Source organism: Bernardetia sp. Wsw4-3y2 (assembly GCF_037126295.1).
Taxonomy (GTDB): Bacteria; Bacteroidota; Bacteroidia; order Cytophagales; family Bernardetiaceae; genus Bernardetia.
In genome coordinates this window covers 4,042,541-4,056,961 of record NZ_CP147017.1, presented here as the reverse complement: position 1 = coordinate 4,056,961, position 14,421 = coordinate 4,042,541, and the positions used below count along the sequence as shown (strand labels likewise).

The window sequence follows — 14,421 nt, the reverse complement described above, 5'->3', positions numbered from 1 at the left end:
TTGAGTTTGTAAGTCTTAACTTGCAATTGAGGATACTGTAATTTGGTCAAACTGACTGTGTTCTTTTACTCTGCAAATATATTTTTGGGCTTGGAACAAAGAAGGTTTTTGAATCAATTTTTTATATTCACTTTCATCTAACGTGATAAAATCTTCTGTTAGAGAGGTGTTATATACCAAATTCATAATTCCTGCTATTCCTCCAGAGGCTAAAAAAGAAATTGGTAAATCAGTATGACTATCAAAATGAGCTAGATAATTATTTGGCTCATATCCACTCACAATTTTCATTTTGAGTTTTTGGTTAGGTTCTAATTCTTCTATTTCCCAAAATCCCCAACCAAAAGCATTAACAACAGCTGTTATTCCGTGTACCCAATCGTGTTTTTTCTCAATCATTGGTTTTATCATAGCATTCCATTCTGTTGATTGCATTACGCCACCAAAGGTATTATAAGCACAAACATGTCCAGCTTCTGTGAGAAGTTCTGCTGCCAAAGGAAGACCATCTTTTCCCATTTCATCTTCAAAAAGGCGTAATAATTTATAAGAAATTAAACAATAGTAATTGGCATACATACGAGTAAGCAAAACTCCGAAAGCATCAATTAGACCTGTTTGAGAATCTCCCTGCAAGTCCATATTTGTAAGAGCTTGTCTTATTCCTTCATAATCAATGGTTGTATTTGAGGGTTGTTTGAGTTGATATGTTTGATATTTGCCTTCTTGTGGAGAAGCAACTAAATCAGTATGATTTTCATCTTCTGTATTATTTTTTCTAAAAAACACTTCAAAACTACTTTTTGTATCTCCTTGAGAAATACATTCTTTTTGTTCTGTACAAAGAGTTCCTAAGGGCAAATCAAAAATAGCTTCTGTCGCACCTGCTATATAACCAGCAGCAAAAAAAGCAACTCCTTTTTTATTCTTTTCACGAAGACCAAATTTAGTTTTCCAGCCAATTCCATAATGTTCGAAAGGAGCAATTACTTTCCCCCCTTCTTCTGTGAGATTTGTTAAATCAATTATTCCAAAGCCACAAAAACTAAAATAATCTTGACAAATATATTTTTTATCTTCTACTGATAAATCTTGGTTTTCCTTAAAAAAATTAGAAAACTGTGTATAAACAATTTCTTGTGCGCTGTCTGAAAGCATTGGATAAACATTTAAATAAGAGCTAGTATCTTCAATGACAGCTTGTAAATAAACATTGTAATGATGACAATGAAAAATCATTGGTTCACCAGCAGCGATGTAGGCATTTCTATCATATTGATAGTTTCCTCGCAAAAGTTGGGTCGTCTGTTGCATAAATTTTATAAATGAATAAAAGGGGAATAATAATTATCTATATTAAATCATCTAAATTAGTTGAATTATCTTTAAAGAGGTCTTCTTCTTGACTTTGATTTGATTTATTTTGTAAATCAGTATCAGAAGCTAAATTTATTTTTTGATTAGAATTCCTAAAAAAATCTCTTGAAAGTTCTAATTTGTAGGTATCCAAAAGAGCTTCAGATATTTTTTCTAAAAGTGTAGGCGAAAGTTTACTATCATCTTTTATAGTATGAAAAAAGAAACCTTCCTTTTTAAATTCGGGTAAGAGCTTGAATAAAATACGCTGCCAAGCAAAAGGACTAGCATTGATATTTATCCACGATTTAACAGTTGCTACTTCTTGCATAAGTCGTTTGAAAAAGGGTAGAAAATATTTTTACTGAAAAATAAATTTTAATATGCGACAAAGGGACATAAGAAATTTACAATTATAATTAACTAATTTTTAGGTTAAAAAGCAAATAATATTCTATGAAATAAGTGTTTTAAGCGACTAAAATTAGTTAACAATCTCCTTTTTTGAAAGCTATTTTTTATATATTCAGTATGATTTAGAGGTAATTCTATATTTTATCCTTTGTGACTTTGTAATTGGTAAACAAAACCCTTAAATTTCTGCTACTTTAAAAAATAATACTAAAAAACTAAAACAATAATTAGTAAATATGACAAAATTAAAAGAATCTGTAACCTTTGAAGTAGAAGGAGGAACACCACTAAAAGGAGAAATTACCCCACAAGGCGCAAAAAACGAAGCCTTACAAATTCTGTGTGCTGTCTTATTGACTGCCGAACCTGTCATAGTCAATAATATTCCCCTAATTCGTGATGTATTAAAGCTTATTGACTTGTTAGGACATTTAGGAGTAGAAACTGAAAAACTAAGTGACCATTCCTATAAATTTGAAGCAAAAAACATAGATTTAGATTTTTTATACAGTCCAGATTTTATAAAACAAGGAGGAGCTTTGCGTGGCTCTGTCATGATTATGGGACCACTTTTGGCTCGTTTTGGAAAATGTCGTTTAGGACAACCAGGGGGAGACAAAATTGGAAGGCGAAGATTAGATACCCACTTTAGAGGTTTTGAGGAGTTAGGAGCAAGATTTAGTTATGATGCTGAAAACAAATATTATAATGTTGATGCTACTGACCTAAAAGGAAAATATATTTTATTAGAAGAGGCTTCTGTAACAGGAACAGCAAATATTTTGATGGCTGCTGTGCTTGCAAAAGGAAAAACTACACTTTATAACGCAGCTTGTGAACCTTATATTCAGCAGCTTTGTGATATGCTTTGCAGAATGGGTGCAAAAATAGAAGGAATTGGCTCAAATCTTTTGACTATTGAAGGAGTTGAGAAATTAAGAGGAACAGAGCATACAATGCTTCCTGATATGATAGAAATAGGAAGTTTTATTGGACTTGCTGCCCTGACAGCATCTGAAATTCGCATCAAAAATGCTCGCATAGACAAACTGGGTTGCATTCCAAATACATTTAAAAAACTAGGAATTCATCTCATTTTTGAAAATGATGATATTATTATTCCTGCTCAAGAACATTATCATATAGATTCTTATATTGATGGCTCTATTCTGACAATTGCAGATGCACCTTGGCCTGGATTTACGCCTGATTTGATTTCGATTGTTTTGGTAGTAGCCACACAAGCACATGGAACGCTTATGATTCACCAAAAAATGTTTGAAAGCCGTTTGTTTTTTGTAGATAAACTGATTGATATGGGAGCAAAAATAATCTTGTGCGACCCACATCGTGCTACTGTTTTAGGACTTGGAAGGCAACAAGATTTGAGAGGAATTCCGATGACATCACCAGATATTCGTGCAGGTGTTTCGCTTCTTTTGGCTGCTCTTTCGGCACAAGGAAAAAGTGTTATTCATAGCGCAGAACAAATAGACAGAGGTTATCAGTTTATCGATAAGCGTTTGAATGCCTTAGGAGCAAAAATCAAACGCATTGAAGAATAATTTTTTTAAACAATTGCCTTAAAACGAACAAAGAAAAATGATTCCATTCAAAAAATCATCTGTATTAAACTTGAAAATCATTTTTCTTTTTTTGTGTATTCTACCCTTCTTTTTATTGACTTTTTTTGCACGTCCGTCGGCAGATGAATTTCCTTTTTTTACACAACTCTCTTCTATGAGTAGCCTAGAGTTTGCCTCTTCTATGTATAAAAATTGGTCTGGGCGTTATTTTTCTGTATTTTTTGTTTCCATTTTTCTAAAATTGATTGTTTATTGGAAAGGCTTTTATCCAATTTTTATTTTCTTAATTTTGGTAGCCAATTTTTTCAGTTTTTATTGGATGATTGATAAACTTAATTTTACCAATTCAAAAAAAGAAAAACTACTTTTAACAAGCAGCATTTTCATTGTATATATTTATGGAATGCCGAGCCTTGCAGAAGGCTTTTATTGGTTTATTTGTGCTTCAGGCTATATGCTAATAAACTGTTTTGTTATTTTTTGGACAGGTTTTTTGCTTGAAAGAGAATATAAAATTGATAATTCTAAGCCTATTTTTAGAGAAAATCTACTTATTATTTTTTTTACTTTTGCGCTTTGTGGAAGTATGGAAATTATATCTTCTTTTGTAGTGGGATTGATAGCTGTAGTTTGGCTTACCAAATTGATTAATACTAAAAAAGCAGATAATTTTTATAGTTTTTTATTTCTTTTTGCTTTTTTTTGTTTTTGCTTTTCTGTATTTGCAGGGGGAAATTCTATTAGGGGTACTCACTTTGAGAGTCTTTCCAATCCTCTACTTATTTTGCCCAAACTGATTCCTAATTCATTAAACTATATTTTTTATTGGTTTTTCGAAACTCCTGTGTTAGTTTTTACTTTATTTTACCTTCCTTTTGCTCAAAAAATTGTTACTCGCTCTCCTTTTGATTTTATACTTAAAGTAAATCGCTTTTGGGTTTTGCTAGTTTGGATAGGAGTTATTTTTGGAAGTTTTTCTATTGGTTATGTTTCTATTGGTGGTGAGCTTCCGATGCGTATCAATAATATTGTGTATTTTTTGTTTTTAACAGGTTGGTTTTATGTAGTGAGTGTGTTTGTTTATTTTTATATTAATGAAAACTCTAACCCAAACTACAGTTCTGATTTTTCTATATTCAAAAATGCTTCTGTTTTTACAAAATTGATTGCTCCTTTGGTTATATTTCTATTTTTATACAAAGAAAATAATCCTATTCGGGCAGCTTATGCAGATATTTTGAAGGGAAGAGCCTATAATTATGCTATGCAATTAGATGATAGAAAAACGCTATTATTAAACTGTAAATCAGACACTTGTATTGTTCCTGTTATCAAAAACCCTCCACATATAATTTACGAACCTGCACTAGATTTAACAACTGATTCAAACGATTGGAAAAATAAATCACAGGCAGTTTATTTTGGGGTAAAGGCTATAAAAGTAGAATGATTGTCAAATAGTTCACTTTGAGCAAGCTATTCGACAATCAAAATCTTACAAAAATTCTCTTATAAAATCGCTATACGCATCTTTCATTTCTAAATCCATATCAACATATAACTTTCTTCTTTCTGTCAATTTTATTTCTTTAGTAATCGGATTTATACCTCTTTTTTGATAGTCTTTCCAATAGACCCCAACTCCTCTTTTTTGCCAACTTGGTAAATCATTGAAATTTATGCCATAATTAAAGAGAAGTTCATTTTTCTCAGCCACTGAAACAGTTTCAAGGCTTTGAGTTGCTTTTTTGGCTGTAAATCCATCTTTCCTTAATGTCCAATAACAGTGAGCATTGAGCGCATTTCTGAAAGCATCTTCATTTCTCCAACGAAAATAGTCTACCACATCTTCTTTGGTAGGAAGTTGAGAAATTCGACAATCAAAAGCAGCCAAATCATTTAATAACAGAGAAAATTTAGCACTTGCTTCTCCTGCCAATATAGAATTATATTTTCTAGTTTTACGGCTAAAAGCAGTTTCATTCTGATTAAAAAGCAATGAAATTTCATCACTCTCTGTATATCCATAAATGACATTAAAGCCTACATTCATCAAGTACTTTACAGTCTCTATCATATAATCTCTAAAACGAATATCAAAAGGAGCTTCAAAATTATGCGTTTGTTTGGTAAGCCTTGTAAAATTTCTGCCATCAATTCTGGCAACCATATAAATTTTGGGAAGTACGCATATATCACAATTGGTTTCATAGATTCGCATACGTTTATCTAAATCATCAAATTTCATGTTTTTTCTTTTTAAGTTGAGAGTTTACTTCTTCTGTGTTGATTGTATATATTTCATCAAAACCCTCTTCATACGTAGGAAGTTCCATTTTTTTATACGTAGATAAAACCCCAACTTTAGCAATTTTTGCCTTGCCTTCCCTCAATTCATTTCTTTCTAAGGCTGTCTTTAATGTCGTTTCAAAATAAATTCCGATAATTTTAAATCCTCTTTTCTTTAATTTTTGAATATATTTCGAACGTTGTTCTTGTGTTGGATTTGTATTATCGATAACCAAACGCTGTTGAAACTCTAAGCAAAAATCTAATAATTTAGACTCTTTATTTCTTGTATTGAGTAAATCTAAGCTGATTCTCAAATGAGAATTAAAATATTCTTTTTTATAAAAAGTTGATTTTCCACTTCCTTGTAATCCTATAAAAAGTATTGCTTCCATTATTTTATTTTTTAAAATAGGAAAAAGAAAGACTTTTCCCTATACTTTTTTTGCACAAAAAATATCACGAATTATGCAGCCAAGCCTTTTTCAACAATAATTCTTCTTCTGTTTCGGGAAAATTCTCATCAGATACACAACAGTCAGCAGGACAAACAAAAGCACATTGAGGCTCATCATGAAAACCATTGCATTCTGTACATTTTTCAGCGACGATATAATAAATAAAGTCATCTAAAGGAGGAAACTCTGTATGTGCATCTAAAACTCTTCCATCTTCGGTCTCTACTTCTTTTAGATGTGTTCCCTCTGCAAACGACCAGTTTTGAGAACCTTCATAAATTGCATTATTTGGACATTCTATTTGGCAAGCTCCACAATTTATACACGCATCTGTTATTCTTAAAGCCATTTTGTTTTATTTACTGATATTACGGTTACGCAGTCAAAAAACGAAACCCATAAAACAAAAGGCACTGTTTCCTTCTCTAACTGTTTTACCACGATTAAAATCGTGGGTTTCGTTTATTTATACAAGAAATTTGTAGAAATTTTATTCTTGCGTAACATCATTTTTTTATAGTATTTTTGAAATATGCTTCAATTTCTGAATTATACCAAATAAATACTTTTGTAGTTTACGCTTTAGCGTGAGTGCAACTGTACTGAAAACTTTAGTTTTCGTAAACTGAACAACTACGATTTAAAGAAAAAAATAGTTTTTATTTTGGTATTATAACGAAAGCTAAAGCATTCGCTACAAAAATAGTCAAAATAGAATTCACTAAAAAACACTTTACTTTGAATAACAAATATATTTTCAAATCACAAAGATTAGGTTTTAGAAATTGGAAAGATTCTGATACAGAAAACCTCTTTGCTCTTAACTCTGATAAAGATATAATGGAATTTTTCCCTTATTTGCCTTCTTTAGAACAAACAAAGGACTTTATAGAAAGAATGACAACTCAGTTTGAAAATAATGGCTTTTGCTATTTTGCTGTTGATGAACTGGAAACAGAAGAGTTTATTGGCTTTATCGGAATTGCAGAACAAACTTTTGAAGCTGATTTTACGCCTTGTGTAGATATTGGTTGGCGATTAGATAAAAAATACTGGAACAAAGGTTATGCAAGTGAAGGCGCAAAACGCTGTTTGGAGTTTGCTTTTAATGATATAAAATTAGAATCTATAAAAGCAGTAGCACCAAAAATAAATTTAAAATCTAGAAAAGTAATGGAAAAAATCGGAATGAAATACGCAAAAGATTTCAAACACCCAGCTTTAAAAGATGATAAACGCTTAGAAAATTGTGTTCTTTATGAGATAAACAAAGAAGATTTTTAGATTTATTTTAGCTATTCGCTCAAGTTTTGACACTTGAACGAATAGCTGAAAAATTATTATTTCATTAATACAAGTTCTGTTTCTGCTGGAAGTTTAGTAACATTTCTCATTGTATAGCCTTCATCAGTTTTAACAAGTTCGAAAGAAACCTTATCATCTTTTGCTATTTCACTCAAATAAGCAACATTTGATTTGAATGCCATTTTCATAGCACCCATTACTTCAGGAATTTCTTCATGGCTAACCATAACCATAGCATTTCCTTCTGAGTCGGCTGCTGGAATTTCGACAATCATTCCACGAACTTCATAAACTGTTTCTTGAGGAGTTTCCTCCACAACAATGGTTTCTTCTGTTGGAGTTTCTTCTAAAAGTTCCATTTCTTCAACAGGAATTTCTTCAGTAGCTTCTGTTTTTTTGGTCTGACAAGCAAACATAAAAGTAGCTGCAAGAGCTACAAGTGCAATCTTTTTCATAAAAAATGAGTTTTGATAAATTTGAATAAGTAAAAGTTGTAAAATCTCAAACTAAAGTTTGAAAGCACAATTTAATCAAAATATAATTATTCTTACTTTTCCTTATTCATTTTCTTTTTATCTTCTTTCTCTAATAGAAAAATAAGCTCGCTTACCAAGTGAGCAGCATTAAAAGAAGCCACCTTCAAAAATTTCTTATATAGCTTAGCTGCATTTTCATCAGCAGTATCACTTATACTTCTAATAACTACAAATGGAACTCCTTGTTGATAACAAATTTGAGCCACTGCGCCACCTTCCATCTCAACAGCTTTAGCTTTAAATTCTTTTTCTAAACGATTTTTGAATTGTGTTGAAGCGACAAAAACATCTCCTGTTACTATTGTACCTGTGTTTACAGTTGGTTTGCGTTTGGCATCATAAGTTCTGATAAATTTTATTCTTGCTTTTTCTCCTGCTTCTTGTGTTTTGGCAATAAGCAAAGAATCACATGGGAAATACAATGGGTTTGAAGTCTCATCATAATCAAAAGTTTGCCAAACCGTAATTCCTTCCGTTGTTAGTTGCCCAAAATCATGTTGTGCTGCTCTATCTCCCACTACGATATCTCCTGGTAAAAGCAATGGGTCAATTCCTCCAGCAATTCCTGTAAAAATCACTTCTGATGGATTAAAGTGTTCCAATAAAAGAGCTGCTGTCATTGCTGAATTTACTTTACCAATTCCAGATTTTACTACCACTACATCACGAGTACGCATTTTGCCTACTGTAAAAGTAACTCCCATAATAACCGTATCTCTTTTTGGATGAACTTTAAGTTTAAATAAATCTACTTCTACTTGCATCGCTCCAATAACGGCTGTAAAAGGCTTTCTATTCGGATTTTTGAGTTCTTGTTTTTGACGAGCAGAAAGTTCATCTTTCTTACCTTCTTCTACTTTTCCTTCAATATCGGAAGCTGTTTGAGCCATAGAGGTAAAAGAAATTATACTAAAAAAACTACACAGAATAACAAAAGCTATTTTAGACAATGACAATAGAGATACTGACTTATTCATACAATTAATTAGGGTCTATTTTATAAAAAACAAAAGATGCTACAAATTAAGCAACTTTTTTATAAACATACTTAAAAATATAACTACGAACAAAAACCTAGCAAATCATAAAACTGTCATTTTATTAACCTATATATACAAGTATATATTCGACAAACGAATAAAAAAACTACATAGAGGATACAGAATATCAAAATAAGTTAAAGCAAGTTAAAGCTAATTTATTTCTGTAAACTTAATAGGGGGAAGCAAACTTATAGTTCGTCAAAGACTTAAATGAAGAGAAAAATTACTTTGTATGATTACCTTAAAATTAATTTTATTGACTTAGGTTAATAAAACAATTAGAAAAGCAACTTTTACAAACAAACATGCATCTTTTTCATTTGTAATACAGACCTTCCGAAATCAAAAAAACAGACACACTATTCACTAAATAAATTACCTTTCTCAACTTACTTTTTAATTTTATGAAACAATATACTACGCATTTTTTATGCGTTCTGTACACCGTGTTTTTAACTTTTATTTTTTCTCCTACGGCTCTTTTTGCACAACAAGACAGCCGTTATACACTAAGTGGCAAAATTAGAGATGCAGCCAATGGAGAAGAACTTATTGGAGCAACTGTTTTGGTAGAAAATATGCCAGGAACAGGTGCAGTTGCTAACGAATATGGTTTTTATTCTTTGACACTTCCAACAGCAAAATATAGAGTTTTGGTTTCTTATATTGGCTTTGAAAATCAAATTTTTGAAGTAGACTTGACCAAAGATATTACTCTGAATATAGAAATGAGTGAAGCCAAAGACCTAAAAGAAGTTGTCATCACAGGGGAGCGTGAGGCTGATGCAAATGTAACAGAGGTACAGATGAGTACACAAATATTAGAAGTAGAACAAGTCAAAAAACTTCCTGCTCTTTTAGGAGAAGTTGATGTTTTGCGTACACTTACACTTTTACCTGGAGTTCAGAGTGCTGGAGAAGGAACAGGAGGAATTTTTGTCCGTGGTGGTGCAAACGACCAAAACCTAATTCTTTTAGATGATGCGCCTGTTTATAATGCTTCTCACTTATTAGGATTTTTCTCTGTCTTTAACTCTGATGCCATAAAAAGTGTAAAACTCTACAAAGGTGGAATTCCTGCACAATATGGAGGACGTTTGTCTTCTATTATTGATATTAGAATGAAAAATGGCAATAACAAAAAATTCAATGCTTCTGGTGGAATTGGAACAGTATCTAGTCGTTTGACGGTTGAAGCACCAATTAATGAAAAAAGTTCATTTATTTTATCAGGTCGCAGAACTTACGCCGACCAATTTTTGAGATTTGCTAAAGATACAGCATTGAGAGAAAACAAATTATATTTTTATGATTTTAATGCTAAAGCAAATTATGAAATTTCGGATAAAGACCGTATTTATTTATCAGGTTATTTTGGTAGAGATGTGTTTAAGTTTGGAGAAGGTTTTGGGCTAAATTGGGGAAATGGCACAGCTACTTTGCGTTGGAATCATATTTTCAATCAAAAATTATTCTTAAATACAACTGCGATTTACAGTAATTTTAATTATGGATTTGAAGTAAATGATGGCGCACAAAACTTTACTTGGGATTCTGGAATTACGGATTATTCAGTCAAATTAGATTTTGATTATTTTATCAATCCTAAAAATACCATGACTTTCGGAACAGAAAATATTTATCATCATTTTAATCCAACGGAAATAAAACCACAAAACGATGAATCTATTTTTAATACATTCAAACTAACTGATAAATTTGCTTTCGAAAATGCTTTTTATGTAGCTAATGAACAAAAACTAGGTAGTAAATTTATACTTCAATACGGCTTACGTTTTTCTATGTTCCAAAATGTCGGAAAAACAGAAGAGTATGAATATATAGAAGGAGAACCAAAAACTGATGCCAATATTACAGATACACTTAGTTATGACAAACTTGAAGCCTATAGTTTCTATGCAGGTTTTGAGCCTCGTTTAGCTGTAAATTATAAAATCAATGAAAAATCAGCTATAAAAGCATCATATAATCGTACTCGTCAGTATCTACAAACTGTTTCTCCAAATACGGCAGCTCTTCCTTTTGACCGTTGGATTCCGACAAACAAGCACATTGACCCACAACTTTCTGACCAAGTAGCACTCGGTTTTTTCCAAAATTTTGCTGACAATAAATGGGAAGCATCAGTAGAAGGTTATTACAAATACATGCAAAATCAGATTGATGTTAGAGATGGAGAAGATTTATTATTGAACGATAATATTGAAGAAGCTCTTGCTGCAGGTGATGCATGGTCGTATGGTTTAGAGCTTTATGTAAAGAAAAATTATGGTAAAACAACAGGCTGGATTAGTTATACACTTTCTACTACTCAGCGTCAGATTGAAGAGATTAACTTAGGAAATGCTTATAGTCCTCGTTATAATCGTCCTCATAATTTAGCTGTCATTATTGCTCATCAGTTTTCACCTAGAGTTACTCTAGCAGGTAATTTCATTTTTACTTCAGGGGCTGCTGTTACTTTCCCTGTCGGAAGATATAAAGTAGGAAATAGTGTAGTAGATTATTATGAATCAGGAAAACGTAACAATAGTCGTTTGCCTGATTATCATAGAGCTGATATTTCCCTTACTATTGATGGAAAACAAAAAAGAAACTGGAAAGGAAGTTGGAATTTTTCTATCTATAATTTCTATAATCGTAAAAATGCGTTTTCTATCTACTTTAGAGAAAAACAAGATGCAAATGAAGAAGGAACAGGAGAGTATGAGGCTGTCCAAACTACCCTTTTCGGAATTATTCCTTCGATTACTTACAATTTTAAATTTTCTTTTGATAAAAAATAAACTTTAAACACCCTAAGGATTTCGAAAATCCTTAGGGTGTAAATTCATCTATTATGAAAAATATATCATTTTTAAATAAAGCATTCACTCTGCTTTTTATTTTAATTGCTTTTTCTTCGTGTGAAGAAGTAATTGACTTACCTCTCAAAGGTGCAGAATCTCCTGCTCTAATTGTTGAAGCAGAAGTTGTCGATGTAAAAGGCTATTCTTTCGTTAGATTAGGCGAAACCTTAGATTATTATGACCCAAAAGAAGAGCCAAAAGTATCAGGTGCAATCGTTTCGGTAACTGACCAAGACGGTAATAAAATGGACTTTTTGGAAAATAACGAAGAAGCTGGACTCTATTTGCCACAAGACCCAGAATATAAAGGTGTTGTAGGAAATACATATAATTTGCTCATCGAATACAAAGGAAATACATTTACTTCAGAGAGTAAAATATATCGTGTAACAGGTATAGATTCTTTACAAATTCGTTTTGTTCCTGAAAGTCGTTTCCAAGATGAAGGTTATTATCTGTATTTTTATGCCAAAGAACCACAAGATACACAAGACTATTATTTTTGGAGAAATTATAGAAATGATACGCTCAATTATGAAGATGCCGGCGACTTGATTTTTGCTAGTGACCAAGGAATTGGCGAAAATATAGATGGACTACAGTTTCCATTTATTTATGAGGCTGGAGACACAGTGCGTTTAGAGCAGTATTCGATCACAAAAGAAACCTATGATTATTATAATGACCTCACAACAGTAGTATTTAATGATGGTGGTCTTTTTAGTCCACCTCCTGTTAATCCAAGAACAAACATAAAAGGTGAAAATGTGTTAGGTGTTTTTATGACTTCCTCTATGATTTCAGAAATAATTTATGTTCCCAAGGAATAATTAAACGAAAAATAGAGAACAAGTAATAAGACAAAATAAAAAACTACTAGAACTGATTAGCAAGTATTTTTTGGCTACCAAGTCATGTTCATACAAAATGTATGTTTGTTTTAGCTTCGCTGAGGGTTACACCTTTCTCAGAAATAAACTTTTACGCTTCCTCAGAGCAATATCACGCTTCTGAGGAAGCGTTACGTTCAGTTCTAAGGAACTGAATGCACGATTTCAATCAGTTTTTATTTTCCTGAACATGCCCTGTTTTGGCTACTTAGAATAAATTAATATATTTATTTCATACTTTTGACTTTCTTTTAACTGGTTACTGATGACTAGTAACTGATAACTGATAAAAAAATGCGTTTTCAACCTTATCCTCATAAAAGTGGCAAAATTGTTCGATGGCTTTTTCCACGCCTATTATGGTTTAAGCCTTCCGAAAAACCAACTATTTACTTGACTTTCGATGATGGTCCTATTCCAGAAATTACCGAGAATGTATTAACTATTTTAGAAAAATTTGAAGCAAAAGCTACTTTTTTTTGTATTGGAGATAATGTAATCAAACACCCACATATTTTCAAAAAAATTGTAGAAGCTGGACACTCAATAGGCAATCATACTCACAATCATTTAAATGGTTGGAAGAACGAAAATGAAATTTATTATGAAAATATAAACAAATGTAAGAAGACTATCTTAGAAGAATATTCTAATTTAGAACTCTTTGAGCAAGTTTCTTTGTTTCGTCCTCCCTACGGAAAACTAACTCCTGAGCAGTTTCAAAAAATTTCCACGGAATATCAAGTCGTCATGTGGGATGTTCTGACAGGTGACTTTGATAAATTTCTTTCTCGCAAAATATGCCTTCAAAAATCTATTGAATGTACCGAATCAGGTTCTATTGTTACCTTTCATGACAGTATAAAAGCTGCAAAAAATATGCTTTATACCTTGCCTCGTTATTTAGAACATTTTTCTGAAAAAGGTTTTGTTTTTGAAAGATTGTGATGATAAAAGTATTTTAAAATGAATATTTTCTATTTTATTTAAAAAATCTAAAAAAATTATCTGATAAAGCAACTTAGTAATTAAATAATATATCTAGTATCTGAAAAAATTCACTAAAACTAAATACAATTTAATTTACATTCATGAAAAATCACTTTTTTTTCGTTTCACTTTTAATTGCTTTTAATCTTTTATCAACCCATCTGAAAGCACAAGACTCTTTACAATTCATTCCTAAAATAGAAATTGGATTAATACAAGGAATTGGATTAGGTTTTGAAATTCCATTAAGTCAAAAATCTGTATTTGAAATTGGTGCTGGTGTAGGTAGTGGCTATACCATTTTTGAAAATCAATTTGAGAATACGTGGGCGATTGCTCAACCTGCTTTTTATGCTCAAGCTAAATACAAACTTTATTACAACAGACAAAAGAGACTAGACAAAGGAAAATCTGTCTTGAATAATAGTGGTAATTATGTAGGTTTTCGCTTTAAATATGCTTCAAGAGAATTAAGTCCAAATAATTTAGATGGCTTAAATATATATCAATTTCATAAAGTTACACTTTTTGATGTTCATTGGGGAATTCAGAGGTCTATGGGAAAACGTTTTTTATTTAATCTCAATTTAGGTTTAGGATATGGATATGATTGGGATTTAGAGAATGGAATGATTTATCCTGCTGGAGATGTGCGCTTTGCTTACAAACTTTGGAAATAATAAT

The 14,421-nt window shown here is 31.6% G+C and carries 14 protein-coding genes; 7 read left to right on the top strand and 7 right to left on the bottom strand.

Features of this window, described 5'->3' with window-relative positions:
* Nucleotides 1–15: 15 nt before the first annotated feature.
* Nucleotides 16–1,314: a hypothetical protein gene (locus tag V9L05_RS16710; RefSeq protein ID WP_338812970.1), complete on the bottom strand. Its 1,299-nt coding sequence runs from the start codon at nucleotides 1,312–1,314 to the stop codon at nucleotides 16–18.
* Nucleotides 1,315–1,351: 37 nt separating this feature from the next.
* Entirely contained in the window at nucleotides 1,352–1,687 is a 336-nt protein-coding gene (locus V9L05_RS16705) for a hypothetical protein (protein ID WP_338792080.1), read from the bottom strand.
* A gap of 319 nt (nucleotides 1,688–2,006) precedes the next feature.
* On the opposite strand from V9L05_RS16705, the gene murA reads away from it, so the two are divergent.
* On the top strand, nucleotides 2,007–3,335 hold the full coding sequence (gene murA / locus V9L05_RS16700; protein ID WP_338792081.1) for a UDP-N-acetylglucosamine 1-carboxyvinyltransferase: 1,329 nt from the start codon (nucleotides 2,007–2,009) through the stop codon (nucleotides 3,333–3,335).
* A 37-nt stretch (nucleotides 3,336–3,372) separates the two neighbouring features.
* Nucleotides 3,373–4,806 (top strand): DUF6056 family protein, encoded by a 1,434-nt coding sequence (locus V9L05_RS16695; RefSeq protein ID WP_338812968.1) that lies wholly within the window; start codon nucleotides 3,373–3,375, stop codon nucleotides 4,804–4,806.
* 45 nt (nucleotides 4,807–4,851) lie between these two features.
* On the opposite strand, the gene V9L05_RS16690 is transcribed toward V9L05_RS16695, so the two are convergent.
* The 3 genes from V9L05_RS16690 to V9L05_RS16680 all read right to left on the bottom strand — a co-directional run bounded on the left by V9L05_RS16690 (nucleotide 4,852) and on the right by V9L05_RS16680 (nucleotide 6,452).
* Nucleotides 4,852–5,604 (bottom strand): tRNA(His) guanylyltransferase Thg1 family protein, encoded by a 753-nt coding sequence (locus tag V9L05_RS16690; protein WP_338812967.1) that lies wholly within the window; start codon nucleotides 5,602–5,604, stop codon nucleotides 4,852–4,854.
* Nucleotides 5,594–6,040: an AAA family ATPase gene (locus tag V9L05_RS16685; protein ID WP_338812966.1), complete on the bottom strand. Its 447-nt coding sequence runs from the start codon at nucleotides 6,038–6,040 to the stop codon at nucleotides 5,594–5,596. The genes V9L05_RS16690 and V9L05_RS16685 overlap by 11 nt, the downstream gene beginning before the upstream one ends.
* Nucleotides 6,041–6,104: 64 nt before the next feature.
* On the bottom strand, nucleotides 6,105–6,452 hold the full coding sequence (locus tag V9L05_RS16680) for a 4Fe-4S dicluster domain-containing protein (RefSeq protein ID WP_338812965.1): 348 nt from the start codon (nucleotides 6,450–6,452) through the stop codon (nucleotides 6,105–6,107).
* Nucleotides 6,453–6,841: 389 nt separating this feature from the next.
* Here V9L05_RS16680 and V9L05_RS16675 point away from each other — a divergent pair, with 389 nt between their 5' ends.
* Nucleotides 6,842–7,387: a GNAT family N-acetyltransferase gene (locus V9L05_RS16675; protein ID WP_338812964.1), complete on the top strand. Its 546-nt coding sequence runs from the start codon at nucleotides 6,842–6,844 to the stop codon at nucleotides 7,385–7,387.
* Nucleotides 7,388–7,443: 56 nt separating this feature from the next.
* On the opposite strand, the gene V9L05_RS16670 is transcribed toward V9L05_RS16675, so the two are convergent.
* Nucleotides 7,444–7,863 (bottom strand): copper-binding protein, encoded by a 420-nt coding sequence (locus V9L05_RS16670; protein ID WP_338792086.1) that lies wholly within the window; start codon nucleotides 7,861–7,863, stop codon nucleotides 7,444–7,446.
* 92 nt (nucleotides 7,864–7,955) lie between these two features.
* Entirely contained in the window at nucleotides 7,956–8,834 is an 879-nt protein-coding gene (locus V9L05_RS16665) for a 5'-methylthioadenosine/adenosylhomocysteine nucleosidase (protein ID WP_338812963.1), read from the bottom strand.
* 557 nt (nucleotides 8,835–9,391) lie between these two features.
* On the opposite strand from V9L05_RS16665, the gene V9L05_RS16660 reads away from it, so the two are divergent.
* The 4 genes from V9L05_RS16660 (at nucleotide 9,392) to V9L05_RS16645 (ending at nucleotide 14,417) form a co-directional block, all read left to right on the top strand.
* The gene (locus V9L05_RS16660; protein ID WP_338812962.1) at nucleotides 9,392–11,794 is read left to right on the top strand and encodes a TonB-dependent receptor; all 2,403 of its coding nucleotides are present in this window, start codon (nucleotides 9,392–9,394) and stop codon (nucleotides 11,792–11,794) included.
* A 53-nt stretch (nucleotides 11,795–11,847) separates the two neighbouring features.
* Nucleotides 11,848–12,687 carry a DUF4249 domain-containing protein gene (locus tag V9L05_RS16655; RefSeq protein WP_338792089.1) on the top strand — a complete coding sequence of 280 codons (840 nt, stop codon included), beginning with the start codon at nucleotides 11,848–11,850 and terminating at the stop codon, nucleotides 12,685–12,687.
* 354 nt (nucleotides 12,688–13,041) lie between these two features.
* Nucleotides 13,042–13,695: a polysaccharide deacetylase family protein gene (locus tag V9L05_RS16650; RefSeq protein WP_338792090.1), complete on the top strand. Its 654-nt coding sequence runs from the start codon at nucleotides 13,042–13,044 to the stop codon at nucleotides 13,693–13,695.
* Nucleotides 13,696–13,838: 143 nt separating this feature from the next.
* Nucleotides 13,839–14,417, top strand: a complete 579-nt coding sequence (locus V9L05_RS16645; protein ID WP_338812961.1) for a hypothetical protein — start codon at nucleotides 13,839–13,841, stop codon at nucleotides 14,415–14,417.
* Nucleotides 14,418–14,421: the final 4 nt, after the last annotated feature.

Excerpts from the sequence above, each read along its gene's own strand:
- V9L05_RS16710 (WP_338812970.1), bottom strand. The coding sequence starts at position 1,314 with ATGCAACAGACGACCCAACTTTTGCGAGGAAACTATCAATATGATAGA.
- V9L05_RS16705 (WP_338792080.1), bottom strand. The coding sequence starts at position 1,687 with ATGCAAGAAGTAGCAACTGTTAAATCGTGGATAAATATCAATGCTAGT.
- murA (WP_338792081.1), top strand. The coding sequence starts at position 2,007 with ATGACAAAATTAAAAGAATCTGTAACCTTTGAAGTAGAAGGAGGAACA.
- V9L05_RS16695 (WP_338812968.1), top strand. The coding sequence starts at position 3,373 with ATGATTCCATTCAAAAAATCATCTGTATTAAACTTGAAAATCATTTTT.
- V9L05_RS16690 (WP_338812967.1), bottom strand. The coding sequence starts at position 5,604 with ATGAAATTTGATGATTTAGATAAACGTATGCGAATCTATGAAACCAAT.
- V9L05_RS16685 (WP_338812966.1), bottom strand. The coding sequence starts at position 6,040 with ATGGAAGCAATACTTTTTATAGGATTACAAGGAAGTGGAAAATCAACT.
- V9L05_RS16680 (WP_338812965.1), bottom strand. The coding sequence starts at position 6,452 with ATGGCTTTAAGAATAACAGATGCGTGTATAAATTGTGGAGCTTGCCAA.
- V9L05_RS16670 (WP_338792086.1), bottom strand. The coding sequence starts at position 7,863 with ATGAAAAAGATTGCACTTGTAGCTCTTGCAGCTACTTTTATGTTTGCT.
- V9L05_RS16665 (WP_338812963.1), bottom strand. The coding sequence starts at position 8,834 with ATGGCTCAAACAGCTTCCGATATTGAAGGAAAAGTAGAAGAAGGTAAG.
- V9L05_RS16660 (WP_338812962.1), top strand. The coding sequence starts at position 9,392 with ATGAAACAATATACTACGCATTTTTTATGCGTTCTGTACACCGTGTTT.
- V9L05_RS16655 (WP_338792089.1), top strand. The coding sequence starts at position 11,848 with ATGAAAAATATATCATTTTTAAATAAAGCATTCACTCTGCTTTTTATT.
- V9L05_RS16650 (WP_338792090.1), top strand. The coding sequence starts at position 13,042 with ATGCGTTTTCAACCTTATCCTCATAAAAGTGGCAAAATTGTTCGATGG.
- V9L05_RS16645 (WP_338812961.1), top strand. The coding sequence starts at position 13,839 with ATGAAAAATCACTTTTTTTTCGTTTCACTTTTAATTGCTTTTAATCTT.